17 protein-coding genes are annotated in these 13,626 nt (G+C 70.0%); 9 read left to right on the forward strand and 8 right to left on the reverse strand.

Annotated features, from left to right (window positions below; all coding sequences use genetic code 11):
- Nucleotides 1-12: 12 nt before the first annotated feature.
- Together IEY60_RS00825 and IEY60_RS00830 are read right to left on the reverse strand one after the other, a co-directional pair.
- Nucleotides 13-480 carry an SRPBCC family protein gene (locus tag IEY60_RS00825; protein ID WP_229739460.1) on the reverse strand — a complete coding sequence of 156 codons (468 nt, stop codon included), beginning with the start codon at nucleotides 478-480 and terminating at the stop codon, nucleotides 13-15.
- 57 nt (nucleotides 481-537) lie between these two features.
- A complete protein-coding gene (locus tag IEY60_RS00830) occupies nucleotides 538-948 on the reverse strand; it encodes a nitroreductase family deazaflavin-dependent oxidoreductase (protein ID WP_189022726.1) in 411 nt (136 codons plus the stop codon).
- Nucleotides 949-1,069: 121 nt separating this feature from the next.
- On the opposite strand from IEY60_RS00830, the gene IEY60_RS00835 reads away from it, so the two are divergent.
- From IEY60_RS00835 to IEY60_RS00845, 3 genes are all read left to right on the forward strand, one after another.
- Nucleotides 1,070-1,786 (forward strand): metal-dependent hydrolase, encoded by a 717-nt coding sequence (locus tag IEY60_RS00835; protein WP_189022728.1) that lies wholly within the window; start codon nucleotides 1,070-1,072, stop codon nucleotides 1,784-1,786.
- A 211-nt stretch (nucleotides 1,787-1,997) separates the two neighbouring features.
- Complete coding sequence (locus tag IEY60_RS00840) at nucleotides 1,998-3,254, forward strand: lipase family alpha/beta hydrolase (RefSeq protein WP_189022730.1); 1,257 nt, start codon at nucleotides 1,998-2,000, stop codon at nucleotides 3,252-3,254.
- Nucleotides 3,251-4,051, forward strand: a complete 801-nt coding sequence (locus tag IEY60_RS00845; protein ID WP_189022732.1) for a HugZ family pyridoxamine 5'-phosphate oxidase — start codon at nucleotides 3,251-3,253, stop codon at nucleotides 4,049-4,051. The genes IEY60_RS00840 and IEY60_RS00845 overlap by 4 nt, the downstream gene beginning before the upstream one ends.
- 31 nt (nucleotides 4,052-4,082) lie before the next feature.
- Here IEY60_RS00845 and IEY60_RS00850 read toward each other — a convergent pair whose 3' ends face one another.
- Nucleotides 4,083-4,433 carry a hypothetical protein gene (locus tag IEY60_RS00850; RefSeq protein ID WP_189022734.1) on the reverse strand — a complete coding sequence of 117 codons (351 nt, stop codon included), beginning with the start codon at nucleotides 4,431-4,433 and terminating at the stop codon, nucleotides 4,083-4,085.
- A 78-nt stretch (nucleotides 4,434-4,511) separates the two neighbouring features.
- Entirely contained in the window at nucleotides 4,512-5,099 is a 588-nt protein-coding gene (locus IEY60_RS00855; protein ID WP_189022736.1) for an HdeD family acid-resistance protein, read from the reverse strand.
- 156 nt (nucleotides 5,100-5,255) lie between these two features.
- Here IEY60_RS00855 and IEY60_RS00860 point away from each other — a divergent pair, with 156 nt between their 5' ends.
- Nucleotides 5,256-6,236, forward strand: a complete 981-nt coding sequence (locus IEY60_RS00860) for a glycosyltransferase family 9 protein (protein WP_189022738.1) — start codon at nucleotides 5,256-5,258, stop codon at nucleotides 6,234-6,236.
- Here IEY60_RS00860 and IEY60_RS00865 read toward each other — a convergent pair.
- Nucleotides 6,218-6,550, reverse strand: coding sequence for an ArsR/SmtB family transcription factor (locus IEY60_RS00865; protein ID WP_189022740.1), 333 nt, complete (start codon nucleotides 6,548-6,550; stop codon nucleotides 6,218-6,220). The two genes, IEY60_RS00860 and IEY60_RS00865, sit on opposite strands and share 19 nt — an antisense overlap.
- A 184-nt stretch (nucleotides 6,551-6,734) precedes the next feature.
- On the opposite strand from IEY60_RS00865, the gene IEY60_RS00870 reads away from it, so the two are divergent.
- On the forward strand, nucleotides 6,735-7,508 hold the full coding sequence (locus tag IEY60_RS00870; RefSeq protein ID WP_189022742.1) for a M23 family metallopeptidase: 774 nt from the start codon (nucleotides 6,735-6,737) through the stop codon (nucleotides 7,506-7,508).
- Nucleotides 7,509-7,514: 6 nt separating this feature from the next.
- Here the strand turns inward: IEY60_RS00870 and IEY60_RS00875 are convergent, their stop codons facing one another.
- Entirely contained in the window at nucleotides 7,515-8,417 is a 903-nt protein-coding gene (locus IEY60_RS00875) for a LysR family transcriptional regulator (RefSeq protein WP_189022744.1), read from the reverse strand.
- A 90-nt stretch (nucleotides 8,418-8,507) separates the two neighbouring features.
- Here IEY60_RS00875 and mqo point away from each other — a divergent pair, with 90 nt between their 5' ends.
- Nucleotides 8,508-9,947 (forward strand): malate dehydrogenase (quinone), encoded by a 1,440-nt coding sequence (mqo, locus tag IEY60_RS00880; RefSeq protein ID WP_189022746.1) that lies wholly within the window; start codon nucleotides 8,508-8,510, stop codon nucleotides 9,945-9,947.
- Here the strand turns inward: mqo and IEY60_RS00885 are convergent.
- Nucleotides 9,931-10,533, reverse strand: coding sequence for a TetR/AcrR family transcriptional regulator (locus tag IEY60_RS00885; protein ID WP_189022748.1), 603 nt, complete (start codon nucleotides 10,531-10,533; stop codon nucleotides 9,931-9,933). The genes mqo and IEY60_RS00885 overlap by 17 nt on opposite strands.
- Before the next feature lie 108 nt (nucleotides 10,534-10,641).
- On the opposite strand from IEY60_RS00885, the gene IEY60_RS00890 reads away from it, so the two are divergent.
- Together IEY60_RS00890 and IEY60_RS00895 are read left to right on the forward strand one after the other, a co-directional pair.
- The gene (locus IEY60_RS00890; RefSeq protein ID WP_189022750.1) at nucleotides 10,642-11,493 is read left to right on the forward strand and encodes an SDR family oxidoreductase; all 852 of its coding nucleotides are present in this window, start codon (nucleotides 10,642-10,644) and stop codon (nucleotides 11,491-11,493) included.
- 111 nt (nucleotides 11,494-11,604) lie between these two features.
- Nucleotides 11,605-12,657, forward strand: coding sequence for a hypothetical protein (locus tag IEY60_RS00895; protein ID WP_189022752.1), 1,053 nt, complete (start codon nucleotides 11,605-11,607; stop codon nucleotides 12,655-12,657).
- Between the two features lie 46 nt (nucleotides 12,658-12,703).
- On the opposite strand, the gene IEY60_RS00900 is transcribed toward IEY60_RS00895, so the two are convergent.
- Complete coding sequence (locus IEY60_RS00900) at nucleotides 12,704-13,030, reverse strand: hypothetical protein (RefSeq protein ID WP_189022754.1); 327 nt, start codon at nucleotides 13,028-13,030, stop codon at nucleotides 12,704-12,706.
- A gap of 230 nt (nucleotides 13,031-13,260) precedes the next feature.
- Between IEY60_RS00900 and IEY60_RS00905 the strand changes: the two genes are divergently transcribed.
- On the forward strand, nucleotides 13,261-13,596 hold the full coding sequence (locus tag IEY60_RS00905) for an RNA polymerase-binding protein RbpA (protein WP_188827104.1): 336 nt from the start codon (nucleotides 13,261-13,263) through the stop codon (nucleotides 13,594-13,596).
- The last annotated feature ends 30 nt before the right edge of the window (nucleotides 13,597-13,626 follow it).

The raw sequence follows: 13,626 nt of genomic DNA on the forward strand, positions 1-13,626 counted from the left end.
GTTGTCGGCCGATCACGCGGTGGCGTCGGCTTCGGCGATTTCGGCCAGGCGGTCGACCGACGCCTGCAGCTTGTCCGAGGTGGTCGCCCTGGCCCGCACCTGACGCAGTTCGTCGTGCAGCTCGGTCCAGTCGTAGGTGTGGGTCACCCGGGTGTGGGTGTCGTCGATCGGCTCCAGCTCCCAGCGCCAGAGGTGTCCGGGCGGGGTCTTGTCCCGCTCGGACGGGTTCCAGGCGATCCGGCGGCCCTCCTCGAACTCGACGATGTGGTTGTCGCGATCGGCGCCGTTGGTGAGGGTGGTGGTGAAGACGTCACCCGTCGCGCGGACCCGTTGGCCCGCACTCGCTTCCGCGAGATTGTCGTTGCCGTCCCAGCGCGGCTGCTGGGCCGGGTCGGCGATCAGTTCGAAGATCGCGGCGGCGCTCGCCGCGATCTCGCGGGAGGCGTGGACGATGCGGGGCGCGTCGATGGTTTCGGTCACCTGGCGATCGAACCAGCAGCTCACCCGCCACGGCAACCATTGCGCTCGAGCCCGCGACTAACCCGCTCGGTACACCGCGAAAACGGGGATCTCCCTGCTCGTCTTGTCCCGGTATTCCGCGAAGCCCGGCATCAGCTCGACCATCCGGTCGAACAGCGCCGTGCGCTCCGGATCGGCGACGAGTTCGGCCTTGCCCGTGAAGGTTTCGGTCGGCAGCTCGACGGTCAGCTCGGGGTCGGCGACCAGGTTGTGGTACCACGCGGGGTGCTTGTCGGCGCCGCCGTTGGAGGCGATCAGCACGATGCGCTCGCCGTCGGGCAGGAACACCAGCGGATTGGTGATCGCGCGACCGGACTTCGCACCGGTGGTGGTGATGATCACCATGTTGTCGCGGCCCTCGAACATGCCGCCGACCCGGCCACCGTTGGCCCGGAACTCGGCGATCACCTGGTCGTTGAATGCACTCATCCTCGTCCTTTCGCGATGCGGTCCCCTGCGCCAACCACCCGGACACGCCGTACATTCCCGCCCGCGTACCGGCCTGCCTCGGCATATGCGCCGAAGTAGTGAGCTCCTCTAACGTTGCGGGGTGCTAGGACATTCACATGCGACCAGTGGCGCGCTGGCCTGGGCGGGTACCGCCGCGGCGCTCCCGCTCACGGTCGCCGCGTTCCCCCTGTTCGACAGCGACACAACCCGATTCGGGATCGCCGAATTGATCATGGGTACCTTGCTCACCGCGGGTGCCGCCTTGTTGCCGGACGCGGATCACCCGAGCGGAACCATCTCGCACGTGCTGGGCCCGGTGTCACATCAGTTGTGCCGGTTGATCTCCTGGGTCTCGGGCGGGCATCGCCACGGCACCCATTCGCTGCTGTTCGTGGTGGCCGCGGTCGCCGCCACCTGGGCCGGGGAGCACTACCTCGGCAGGCCGTTCACGCTGAGCCTGGTCTTCTTCCTGCTCGCGCTGGCGGTGCGGTCGCTGCATCTGTGTCCGCCGGGAAAGAGCGTGCGGACCTACGGGACGGTCATCGTGCTGGCCACGGCGGGCACCTTCGCCGTCGACCACTGGATCGTCGACCGGCCCGCGTGGCTGCCGATCTGTGTCGGGCTGGGCTGCCTGGCGCACCTGCTGGGCGACTGCCTCACCGATCGGGGTTGCCGGCTGCTGTGGCCGTTTCCGCTGCGGACCAGGGTGCCGTTGATCGACCGCACCGGGAACCGGGTCGAAACCTGGGTCATCTCTCCGCTTTTCGTGCTCGGCACGATGGGTGCGCTCTGGTACGCGATCATGCATCGGCCGTGATCAGCGATCGTTCGTGAGGACGGCGGGCCCTCCCCGCCGTCCTTGTCTTCTTCTGTGGTTCGATACGGCCCAATACATGTTTAGATGCGCATATCGCAGTAGCAGCATGTTGATTGTGATCGGTAACGAAAGCGAGCGGGAGACTCCCTCCATCTTCCCGAAGCAGCCCCAACCCCAGCACCTTTCAGTGCACAGTTGTACTCTCACCCTCGTGACCGAGCAGCTCCCCCAATCCCAGGCCGAAGTACAGGCGCTCACGCGGCTGGCGGGCGACGAGTTCGTCGGCGCCGTCGACGGGATCGCGGCCATCCACCGCGCCATCTCCGACCGGGTGTTCGCGGCCGTGCGGGTGGGCGTCGGCCCGGCCGCCGATCCGGTGAAGATCGTGCACGACGCGATCACCGACGGCGTCTACGCGGTGGTCGGCGGGACCGGGTTCGTGGTGGGCGAGGTCGCGAGCGCGGTCCAGGTTCCCGGTGTCACCGCACCGTCGCGCACCGTGTGGGGCGCGGGCATTCTGGCCGCGGTGCAGGGGCTGATCGGCGACGCGCTCGAGGACGAGGCACCGATCCTGGCCTCCCCCATGACCTTTCGCGTCGACGGCGAGCCGGTGCCGCCCGAGCTGCTGGCCGCCCATTTCGCCGTGCCGACGACCCGGCTGGTCGTGCACCTGCACGGGCTCGTGGAGACCGAGCACGCGTGGCGCCTCGGCGGGCGCCCCACCTACGGCGAACGGCTGGAATCCGAGCTCGGCTACACGCCGGTCTTCGTGCGGTACAACTCGGGCCTGCACATCTCCGAGAACGCCGCACAGCTCAGCACCCTGCTGACGCGCCTCGTGACGTCCTGGCCGCTGCCGGTGCACGAGATCTGCCTGATCGGCCACTCGATGGGCGGGCTGGTCGCGCGCAGTGCGTGCCATCAGGCCGACGAGGCGGGCCAGGCGTGGGTGCGCGCGGTCCGGCAGGTGGTGTGCCTGGGCTCCCCGCACCTGGGCGCACCCTTGGAGCAGCTCGCCCACTACGCCGCGGCCGCGTTCGACCTGCTGCCCGAGACCCGTCCGCTGGGCAAGCTGCTGCGCAGGCGCAGCGCGGGGATCCGGGACCTGCGCCACGGTTCCCTGGTCGACGAGGACTGGCGCGATCTCGACGTCGACACCCTGCGCGCGCGAGCGGTACGCGAGGTGCCGTTGCTCGCCGGCGCCGAGCACTACTTCGTCACCGCGACATTCACCCGCAGCCCGAAGCATCCCCTCGGCCTGATCGTGGGTGACGGCATGGTGCTGACCGGCAGCGGGTCGGGTCGCGGCCGGGCCCGCCGGATCGGCTTCGACGGCGTCAACAGCCTGCATGTGCCCGAGGCGAACCATTTCAGCCTGCTCAATCATGAGGCGGTCTACGCGGCACTGCACAGCTGGCTGTCGAGCACGCCACGCAAGCCGGTCCGGGTGGATACGCTGTGGCCATGACTCTCGACCACGGCGACCCCGGCGACGCACCCTCCATCCCGCTGCCGACCGCTCCCCTGGCCAACGAGGCCCGCCCCTCGGCGGCCGAGGAGGCCAGAACGATTGCGGCGGCGACGAATACGGGCACCCTGGCCAGCCTGACGGCCGACGGGGCGCCGTGGGCGTCGTTCATCACCTACGGACTGCTCGACGGCGCGCCCGTGCTGAGCGTCTCGCAACTGGCCGAGCACGGCCGCAATCTGGCCGCCGATCCGCGCGCCAGCATCGCCATCGTGACGCCGGACATCCCGGCCGATCCGCTGGCGGGGACCCGGATCACCCTGGCGGGCGTGGTGGAGCAGCCGGTGGGCGCCGAGGCCGAGGCCGCGCGCGCCGCGCACCTGGCCGCGATCCCCGCCGCGAAGTACTACATCGACTACAGCGATTTCACGCTGTGGATCCTGCGGGTCCAGCGGGTGCGCTGGGTCGGCGGATACGGGCGGATGGATTCGGCCTCGGCGCAGGAGTACCTGAACGCGCAGCCGGACCCGATCGTGCCGCACGCCGCGCCGGGCATCGCGCACCTCAACGCCGACCACGCCGACGCGCTGCTGGCGATGGCCCAGCACCTCGGCGGATTCCCCGACGCGACCGCCGCCTCCTGCGAGCGCGCCGACCGCTACGGGCTGGAACTCCGGGTCGAGACGCCGCGCGGCGTGGCTCGCACCCGGGTCGGCTACGCCGAACCGCTCTCGGAGATCGGCGAATTGCGGTCGGCGACGGTCGAACTGACACGCCGGGCCCGCGCGGCGGGCTGATCCGCGCGGTCGATCCGCCGGTCCGGGAGCATCAGGTCCAGAGCGTGGCGACGAGCACGTTGACGATCGCGAGTCCGCCCGCGACGTCGGTCATCCAGTCGATCTGCTTGCCACGCTTGGCATCGGCCCTGCCCATCTCGGCGAGCGCGACGACGATCACCGAGATCGCCAGCTTCACCGCCAGCTTGGTGGTGTCCGGGTCCTTGTCGAGCGAATCGACACCCGAGGCCAGCCCGGCCAGGATCACCCCGGTGACGAGCTGCGCCCGCGCGCCCCAGACCATCAGCTCCGACACGACAGGACGCGAGGCGGCGAAGCCACCGACGACGGCGGCCATCCCGAGCAGGTGCGTGACAACCACCAGGTTGTAAACGAATTCCATGAATGCCGAGCGTAGTTCACACGAAAGCGGCCGACGCCCGAAGGCGCCGGCCGCTCTCCGACGAACTTTCCCGGCCGGCTATCCCACCACCTGCTCGTCCAGCAGGTGGGCGTCCTTGCGGACACCGAAGGCGGTGATCATCTCCATCACGCCGATGACGATCAGGAAGATGCCGACCACCAGGGTGAGGGTCGTGAGCGAGCTGATCGGCCATACGATCAGGATGACACCGGCGATGGCGCTGATGACGCCGTAGAAGATCTGCCACCCGCGGCCGGGGACGCCCTTCTCCGAGGCGGCGGCGAACAGGATCGCGATGCCACGGAACAGCCAGCTGATGCCGATGAACAGGCCGAGCAGCACGATCGAGGTGAGATCGTCGCGGAAGCAGAAGACACCGATGATCAGCGACAACACGCCACTGATGAAGGAGAGCACCCGGAAGCTGGTGCTCGGCAGGTGGGTGAAGGCGGCGACCAGCTGGAAGATGCCGCTGACAACCATGTAGATACCGAAGAGAATGCCCGCCACGAGCAGCGACGGACCGGGCCACACGAGCACGATGATGCCGAGGACCACCGCGAGGAGGCCGGTGACCAGAATTGTTTGCCAGGTTTTCTTGGCAAGAGCCGCCATCGGGCTCTCCAGCACGGTATTTGACGTCATGACGAGATGCTATGCCCGCCCGCACCGGTTTTCCGGAAATTAGCTGGGGCCGTGATCGTGTCGCGACCGCCGGTATCGCGCTGAGCGGGGGTTCCGTGACAGCCGCCACGTCCTTGCCCACGCGAACGTTTGGCTTCCCCGGCTCCCGGGTAGGTCATGGAAGTGTCGGTTGTACTCGTGCTGCAAGCTCGGGGCCTCGGTGATCTCCTCGCCGCGGTCCCGGCTCTGCGTGCTCTGCGCCGGGCCGAACCACGCAGCAAGATCGTGCTGGCGGCGCCGCATCGATTGGAGCAGATCGTCGATCTGATCTCCTCGGTCGATGAACTGGTGCCCACCGCCGATCCGGCCGCACTGATCTGGGACGGGCCTGCGCCCGAGTTGGCGGTGAACCTGCACGGCGCGGACGGCGCGAGCGCGCGAGCGCTGGCCGATACCGGCGCCGACCGGATCATCGGCCACCGCTCCCCCGCCCTCCCCAAGCTCGCGGGTCCCCGCTGGGATCCGGAGGCGCACGTGGTGGATCGGTGGTGCCGGCTGCTGGAGTCGGAGGGAATAGTGGCCGATCGCCGCAATCTCGGGCTGGTGCCGCCGGTGGCGTCGCTGAGCCGCCGCGACTGCGTCGTCGTGCACATCGGCGCGGGCGCCCCCGCCCGGCGGTGGCCGCCGGAGCGGTTCGCGGCCGTCGTGCGGCATCTGCTGGTGCTCGGCCGGGACGTGGTGCTCACCGGCGATCCGTTCGAACGCGAGATCGCCGTGCAGGTGGCCGCGCAGGCGGGCCTGCCCGACGACCGAGTACTGGCGGGCAGGCAGAACCTCACCGATCTGGCCGCCACGGTCGCCGAAGCCTCCCTGGTGATCAGCGGTGACACCGGTGTCGCGCATCTGGCGACCGCCTTCGGCACCCGCACCGTGCTGCTGTTCGGACCGACACCGCCGCGCCGGGGTGGGCCGCCCGCCCATCTGCTCGGCAGGCATGCGGTGTTGTGGGCCGGGCAGGTGGGCGACCCCGATGGCCGGTCGCCGGACCCGGGTCTGCTGCGGATCGGCGTGCCCGAGGTGGTGTCCGCGGTGGACGCGCAGCTGGACAAGCAGGACTGGGCGGACTCGACCCGCTCGCGTTATCGCCGGGTGGGCTGAGCAGGGGCGGTGGCTTCGCGCAGCGCGGCCGCATGGGCGGCCAGCGCGCTGGGCCAGAACTGCTCGAGATAGTCGCGGGCGTCGCTGAGGCCGCGGGGGTCGAGGGAGTACAGGTGACGGTTGCCGGCGCGGCGCATGGTGACCAGGTGCGCTTCGCGGAGCACACGCAGGTGCTGCGAGGCCGCCGAGCTGGTGATGCCGGTGGCCGCAGCCAGGTCGGCGACCGAGCGTGGACCCTGCGGTAACGACTCGAAGATCGCGCGCCGGGTGGGGTCGGACAGGGCCGTAATGGCCCGAACTCCGTTAGTGTCCACTGAATCAGTGTCCTCCGGATGGAGATATTCGGCAATGATCTTGCGACCTGGGAATTCCTCCCGGTCGATCCCCGGAATTTCCGGTTTTGTTATGCTGCTGTTATAGATCAACTGGGGTTATAGCCAGTCGTGATGGCAGCCACATCACTCGCCGTCGACATCACGGTTTCGCTACGTTCGAAACATGTTCGTGACCAACCCGTTATCCGCTCGAGTCTCCGACGCGCTCGCCGGCCGTTGGGGAGGCGTTGTCGCGGGTGCGGTGGCTTTGTCCGCACTCGTGGGAACCTCCGTCGCCACCTTCGGTGAGCCCGAGACCCCGACTTCCGACACCAGCATCACCGCGGGCGCCACCCAGGCCATCGCCGCGGGCCAGTCACCGTACCGTTTCGTCGCCTACACCCCCGCCGAGGCCCAGGGCCCGCAGGGCGAGACCCCCGCCTCGGCCCCGATCGCGTGGGAAGAGCACCGCGAAGCGGTCGCCCTCGCGCTGCCCGAGCTGCCGCCGCTGCCGGTCATCGCACCGCCCCCGCCGCCGCCGCGCCCGCAGACCGTTCGCCCGGTCAACGGCAGGCTGACCTCCTACTACGGCGCCCGCTGGGGCGAGGCGCACAACGGCATCGACTTCGGTGACCCGATCGGCGCGCCGGTCTTCGCCGTCACCGACGGTACCGTGATCGAAACCGGTCCGGCCTCCGGCTTCGGCCTGTGGGTCCGCGTCCAGCAGGACGACGGCACCATCGGCGTGTTCGGCCACGTCAACGAGATCCTGGTGCAGCCGGGTCAGCACGTGAACGCCGGTGACGTCATCGCCACCGTCGGCAACCGTGGCCAGTCCACCGGCCCCCACCTGCACTACGAGGTGCACGTGCCGGACGGCTCCCTCTACGGCGCCCCGATCGACCCGCACCCGTGGCTCGCCGCCCGCGGCGTCGACGCCGGTGTCGCCCAGGACTGATCCGCATCACAGACTGATCCGCGCCGTGTGCGCGATCAGGAAATCCCGAAGCCGCGCGACCGCGAGCGTCGGCCCATGGTCTCCCGAGACCAGGCCGATCTCGCGGTCGCGTTCGCCATCGATGGGCACCACCGCCAGATCGGGATGCGGGATCTCCGCGGCGGGCAGCAGCGCGACGCCGAGACCGAGCGCGACCAGTTCGCGCAGGGTCTCGAATTCGGTGATCTCGAACAGCACCCGCGGCGTGAAACCCGCAGCGGCGCACCAGGTGTCGAGCAGGGATCGCAGCTGGTAGCTGGGCGGGTTGGCGATGAACGCCGCGTCGGCCAGCTCGGCGAGGTCGACGTGGGCGCGAGTGGCCAGCGGGTGCGTGCGCGCCACGTGCAGGTCGATGCGCTGCCTGCCGAGCGGCACCGTCGGCAGATCGGCGGGCGGCGGGATCATCACCGCCAGATCGAGCCGGCCGTCACGGACCTGCTCGGCCAATGCCTCGCCGTGCGCCTGCACCAGGTGCAGCCGGATCTTGGGCGCCCTGGTGTGGAACTGCGCCAGCAGCGTCGGAATGCTCACCGGGCCCAGGGTGAGCGGAAACCCGAAGCGGACAAGGCCGCTGTCGGGATCGGCGTCGGCGCGGACCCGGCGCACCGCGTCGTCGAGGGCACGTACCAGGTCACGGGTGTGTTCGTAGAGCTCGCGCCCCTGCGGGGTGAGCGTCACGCCGCGCCCGACCGGCTGGAACAGCGCCACGCCCAGCATCTGCTCCATCGTCTTGATCCGGCGGCTCAGCGAGGACTGCGGCACCCCGAGCCGCTGCGCCGCCCTGGTGAAGTGCCCTTCGTCGGCCGCCGCGTCGAAGGCCGCCAGCAGCGGTGCCAGCGCTTGCGCACCCCCGTCGCCTGAATCATCCATATTCGGATCATAGCTGCGGCGATTCCGTATTGGACGGATCACTCACTCCGGAGTGACGATGGCGGTACACAGCTCACGGGAGGTTCGACGATGACCGAGACGACACCCATCCACCCCGAGTCCGCCGGTGGCGACGACGTTCTCGACGCCGTGCTGATCGGCGGCGGCATCATGTCCGCCACGCTCGGCGCCCTGCTCAGCACGCTCGCGCCGGACTGGTCGATCGCCCTGTTCGAACGGCTCGGCGAACCGGCCGCCGAGAGCAGCCATCCCTGGAACAACGCGGGCACCGGGCATTCGGGCCTGTGCGAGCTGAACTACATGCCCGATCCCCGCGACGGCAGCAAGGCGGCCGGGATCGCCGAGCAGTTCGGGCTCTCACGGCGGTTCTGGTCGGCACTGGCCCGCCGCGACGAGCTCGACCCGGCCACCTTCGTCACGGCGACCCCGCACGTGACGGTGGTGTTCGGCGACGACGACATCGCGTATCTGCGGCAGCGGTACGCGACACTGCGCGACCAGCCCGCGTTCGCGGACATGGAGTACACCGAGGATCGTGCCGTCATCGCCGAGTGGGCGCCACTGCTCGTGCGCGGGCGCGCCGACGGCGACGCGATGGCGGCCACCCGGCACACCGCGGGCACCGATGTCGACTTCGGTGCGCTGACCAGGTCGCTGCTGTCGACGATGTCCGCGGCGGGCAATGCGGTCCGGCTGCATCGCGAGATCACCGGACTCACCCGCGGCAAGGACGGGCTGTGGACGGTGCGCGGACGAGACCTGGACAGCGGCAGGCGTTTTCGGGTGCGCACGCGGTTCGTCTTCGTCGGAGCGGGCGGCTACGCCTTGCGGCTGCTGCAGCGGGCCGGGCTGCCGGAGGTGCGTGGCTACGGCGTGTTCCCGCTCGGCGCGCAGTTCCTGCGCACCGACAATCCCGACGTGGTCGCCGAGCACCACGCGAAGGTCTACAGCCAGGCCGCACTCGGCGCTCCGCCGATGTCGGTGCCGCACCTGGACCGTCGCGAGGTCGACGGCAGCGCATCGTTGCTGTTCGGTCCCTACGCCACCTTCAGCACGCGGCTGCTGCGCCACGGCAAGCTGACCGACCTGTTCACCACGCTGCGACCGCACAACATCGTGCCGCTGGTGGCCGCCGGTCTGCAGAATCTCGATCTGGTGCGCTTCCTGATCTCCGAACTGCTGGCGTCGCGGCGCCGGAAGTTCGCGCAGCTCCAGCGCTTCTATCCCACCGCGGATCCCGGCGACTGGGAGCTGATCCAGGCCGGGCAGCGCGCCCAGCTGGTCAAACCCGATCGCAAGCGCGGCGGTGTGCTCGAATTCGGCACCGAACTGGTGACCGGCGCCGACGGCACCGTCGCCGGGCTGCTCGGCGCCTCGCCGGGCGCCTCGATCGCGCCGTCGATCATGCGCGACCTGCTGGAGCGCTGCTTCCCCGAGCGGCGCTACGAGTGGTCGCCGCTGCTGGCGGAACTGCTGCCGGAGCCAGCGCCGGTCAGCGCGGCGCGTTGACGAGGGCCCCGATCAGGCGGTGGCTGCGGGCGCTCATCTCGCCCGCCGTCTGCTCGGGGTGGCGCAGCCACCACAGCACCAGCGAGGTCACCGACCCCATCCAGACGTCGGTGAAGGCGGACAGGTCGTCGGGGTCGGTGAGGGCGAGCGTGCTGAGGGCGTCGGCGACGCCACGGGCCGCCTGGGCGGCGATGCGACGGCGGGCCGCGCGCACGGCGTCGGCGGCGGCGCCCTCGTCGGGATGGGAGCGGTCGAAGACGACGGTCCAGTCGTGCGGTCGCGGGGCGAGGGCGACGAAGAGCGCGTCGAGGGTCCGTTCGGCCTTGCTCAGCCCGCTCGCCCCGGTGATGGCCGTTTCGATCGCGTCGTAGATGACGGTGGCGGCGCGCTCGACGCAGGCGATGTAGAGCCCGTCCTTGGACTGGAAATAGGTGTAGACCAGCGGCTTGGACACCCCGGCCCGCCGCGCGACATCGGCGGGCGACAGGCCCGCGTAACCGACCCGCCCGATCTCGGCGACCGCGGCGTCGAGGATCTGCTGCTCACGCTCGGGGCGCGGGACACCTTTGGTTCCAGCTGTGCTCACCCGACCCATCCAACCATCACGGTGGCACCGGTTGACACTCAATTGACTGGTTTGTAATTTACTAGATAGTAAATTGAATCGGTAGCCCCACGACGCCCAGGAGTCCCCGTGCTCGACCGCCTCGCGCAGTCCCTGCTGCTCAATCCGCCCGCGTTGTCACGCACCGTGGCGCGCCTCGTCCTCGGCGAGCGGCACGAGATCGCGGGCAAGACCGTCCTGCTGACGGGCGCGTCGTCCGGGGTCGGCCGCGCCGCCGCGTACGCGCTCGGCCGCCACGGCGCCCGGCTGATCCTGGTCGCCCGGACCGCCGAGCCGCTGCTCGAGGTCCGCGACGCGGTGCGCGCGGCGGGCGGGGTCGCCGAGAGCATCACCTGTGATCTGTCCGAGCCCGGCGAGGTCGACGACCTGGTCAAGACCGTGCTCGAGCAGTACGGCACGGTCGACGTGCTGGTGAACAACGCGGGCCGGTCGATCCGCCGTCGCGCGGCCGAGGCCACCGACCGGTTCCACGACTACGAACGGACCATGGCGCTGAACTACTTCGGCGCGGCGCGACTCACCATGGGCCTGCTCCCCTCGATGCTCGAGGCGGGCAACGGTCATGTCGTCAATGTCGCCACCTGGGGTGTCGCGGCGGGCACGATGCCGATGTTCACCGCCTACCACGCGTCCAAAGCCGCGCTCGGCGCGTTCGGGCGCAGCCTCGGCGCCGAAACCCGGTCGCGCGGCGTGCATGTCACCACCGTCGGGTTCCCGCTGGTACGCACCGAGATGATCGCCCCCACGGGCGCCTACGACGAGTCGGCCGCGCTGACCGCCGAGCAGGCCGCCGACTGGATCTGCACCGCGATCCGGACCAGGCCGATCGAGCTCTACCCCCGCTACACCCGGATCCTGCAGGCCGTCGCGACCGTGTCGCCTCGTGCGGTCGACGCCGTCATCTGGCGCCTGGGGATCTGACGACCCCGCCGTGACCGCACCCAGGTAGGGCACGACCCCTACCCGGGTACGGGGCCCGAACCGTTCCGCAGCGGGAGGCATTGCAGCACACCGGATTTCTACCGTCGAATCATGGCGACGATCGATCTCTCCCGCACCCTGTCCCGCATCCGGTTCCCCGCCGCACCGGCACGCGACGGCGCCGACCGCGCGCCCTGGCACGGCCCGCTGCTGGTGAACTCCGCGCTGATGGCCGGGCTCATGATCGTGTCGGTGATCGGCATGCTGGTCGACGACCGCCTGCTGCTCGGCGAATCGGTGTGGCTCAAACCGGCCAAGTTCGGGCTCGCCTTCGCCCTGTATGGGGTGACGCTGGCGTGGATCCTGCGGCTGCCACATCGCGGGCGGCGGGGCACCTGGTGGCTGGGCACCGTCGTCGCCGTCACCGGCGTCGCCGACGTCGGCTTCATCGCGCTGCAGGGCGCGCGCGGCACCTTCAGCCATTTCAACACCGCCGAGGACACGATCAACCGGATCGGTCAGCAGGTGTTCACCTCCACCGTCCCCGGGCTGTTCCTCGCCACTCTCCTGCTGGCGGTGGTCATCTCGTGGCAGAAGCTGGCCGACCGGCCGACCAGGATCGCCCTGAAGGCCGGGCTGTGGCTCGCGGTGGCGGGCATGGTGCTGGGCTATCTCATGGGCTACACCGGACCGCAACTGGTCCGCCAGTCCGACGGCACCGTGGTCGGCCTGATGGCCGGGCACACCGTCCGCGCTGGCGGCGCGCACGGTGACGCGGCGCGCGACGGCGTCGGCGCCATGCCGATCACCCAGTGGAGCACCACCGGCGGTGACCTGCGGATCCCGCATTTCGTCGGCCTGCACGGCATCCAGGTGTTGCTGCTGCTGGCCGTCGTCCTGGTCGCTCTCGCACCCCGGTATCGCTGGCTGCGCACCGAGACCGTCCGTGCCGGCCTGCTCGGCGTCGCCGTACTCGGCTACTTCGGGCTGCTCACCCTGGTGCTCTGGCAGGCGCTGCGCGGGCAGCCGCTCACCAGCCCCGATCTCGCGACCGCCGGGGCCGCAACAGCACTCGCGCTGCTCGTCGCGGGCGGTGTGACCGCCGTGTACCTGCGGGCCCGCGAAACCTCGACAGGGTTCGAAGATCGCCGCTCCGAGGCGTGACCGCCGATCCCCCTGGCCGCCCACTCACCGTGGGCGCCACGGGAATTCAGCGCAACCGTTCGGCTTCCCTGGCCAATTTCACCAGCGTGGCGCTGAGCTCGGCCAATTCGACGTGCTCGGCGCCTTCGGCCACCGCCGTGGCGACGTCCTCCGCGGCGCACCTGGCGGCGAACCAGCGATCGGCCAGATCCGCGGCTTCCTGCGCGGATAGCACCACCGCGTCCTCCGGAATCCCGGTTCCCTTGAGGCTGGTGCGGTGCTCATAAGCACGTTGACGACACGATTGGCGGCAATAGCGACGACGGCGACCCGACTCCGAATCCACGATCTCCCGCCCGCACCACAGGCAGGACAGCAGGCGACTGCGCGACATGGTGCGAAACCCTATCGGTCCGAGGCCCGATCCAGCGGCTCAGGTCTCGCTCAGCGGGCACCGTGCCCGGCCCGCGACTCAGGGCCCGCTCGGTCAGATCACCATTGCGACTACAATGGAACAGTTCAGACGTCCCGCGCGTTAACGGTAGGACCACGACCAGTTCGCAGGCCCGAGAACCGCCGAAGCCGCGAACCCGCGGCGCCAGCCGCCAAAGACAGGGAGCACACATGGCAGATCGCGTACTCCGAGGCAGTCGGCTCGGAGCGGTGAGCTACGAGACCGATCGCGACCACGACCTGGCCCCGCGCCGGATCGCCCGCTACCGCACCGACAACGGTGAGGAATTCGACGTCCCGTTCGCCGACGACGCGGAGATCCCGCCCACCTGGCTGTGCCGCAACGGCCAGGAGGGGCAGCTCATGGAGGGCACCACGGTGGAGACCAAGAAGGTCAAGCCGCCGCGCACCCACTGGGACATGCTGCTGGAGCGTCGCAGCAAGGAAGAGCTCGAGGAGCTGCTCAAGGAGCGCCTCGACCTGCTGAAGACGCGCCGCCGCGGCTGAGAGCTCAGCGCCACAAACGGCGAAGGCCGC

Origin of the sequence: Nocardia rhizosphaerihabitans (genome assembly GCF_014646295.1) — a bacterium.
GTDB classification, from domain to species: domain Bacteria; phylum Actinomycetota; class Actinomycetes; order Mycobacteriales; family Mycobacteriaceae; genus Nocardia; species Nocardia rhizosphaerihabitans.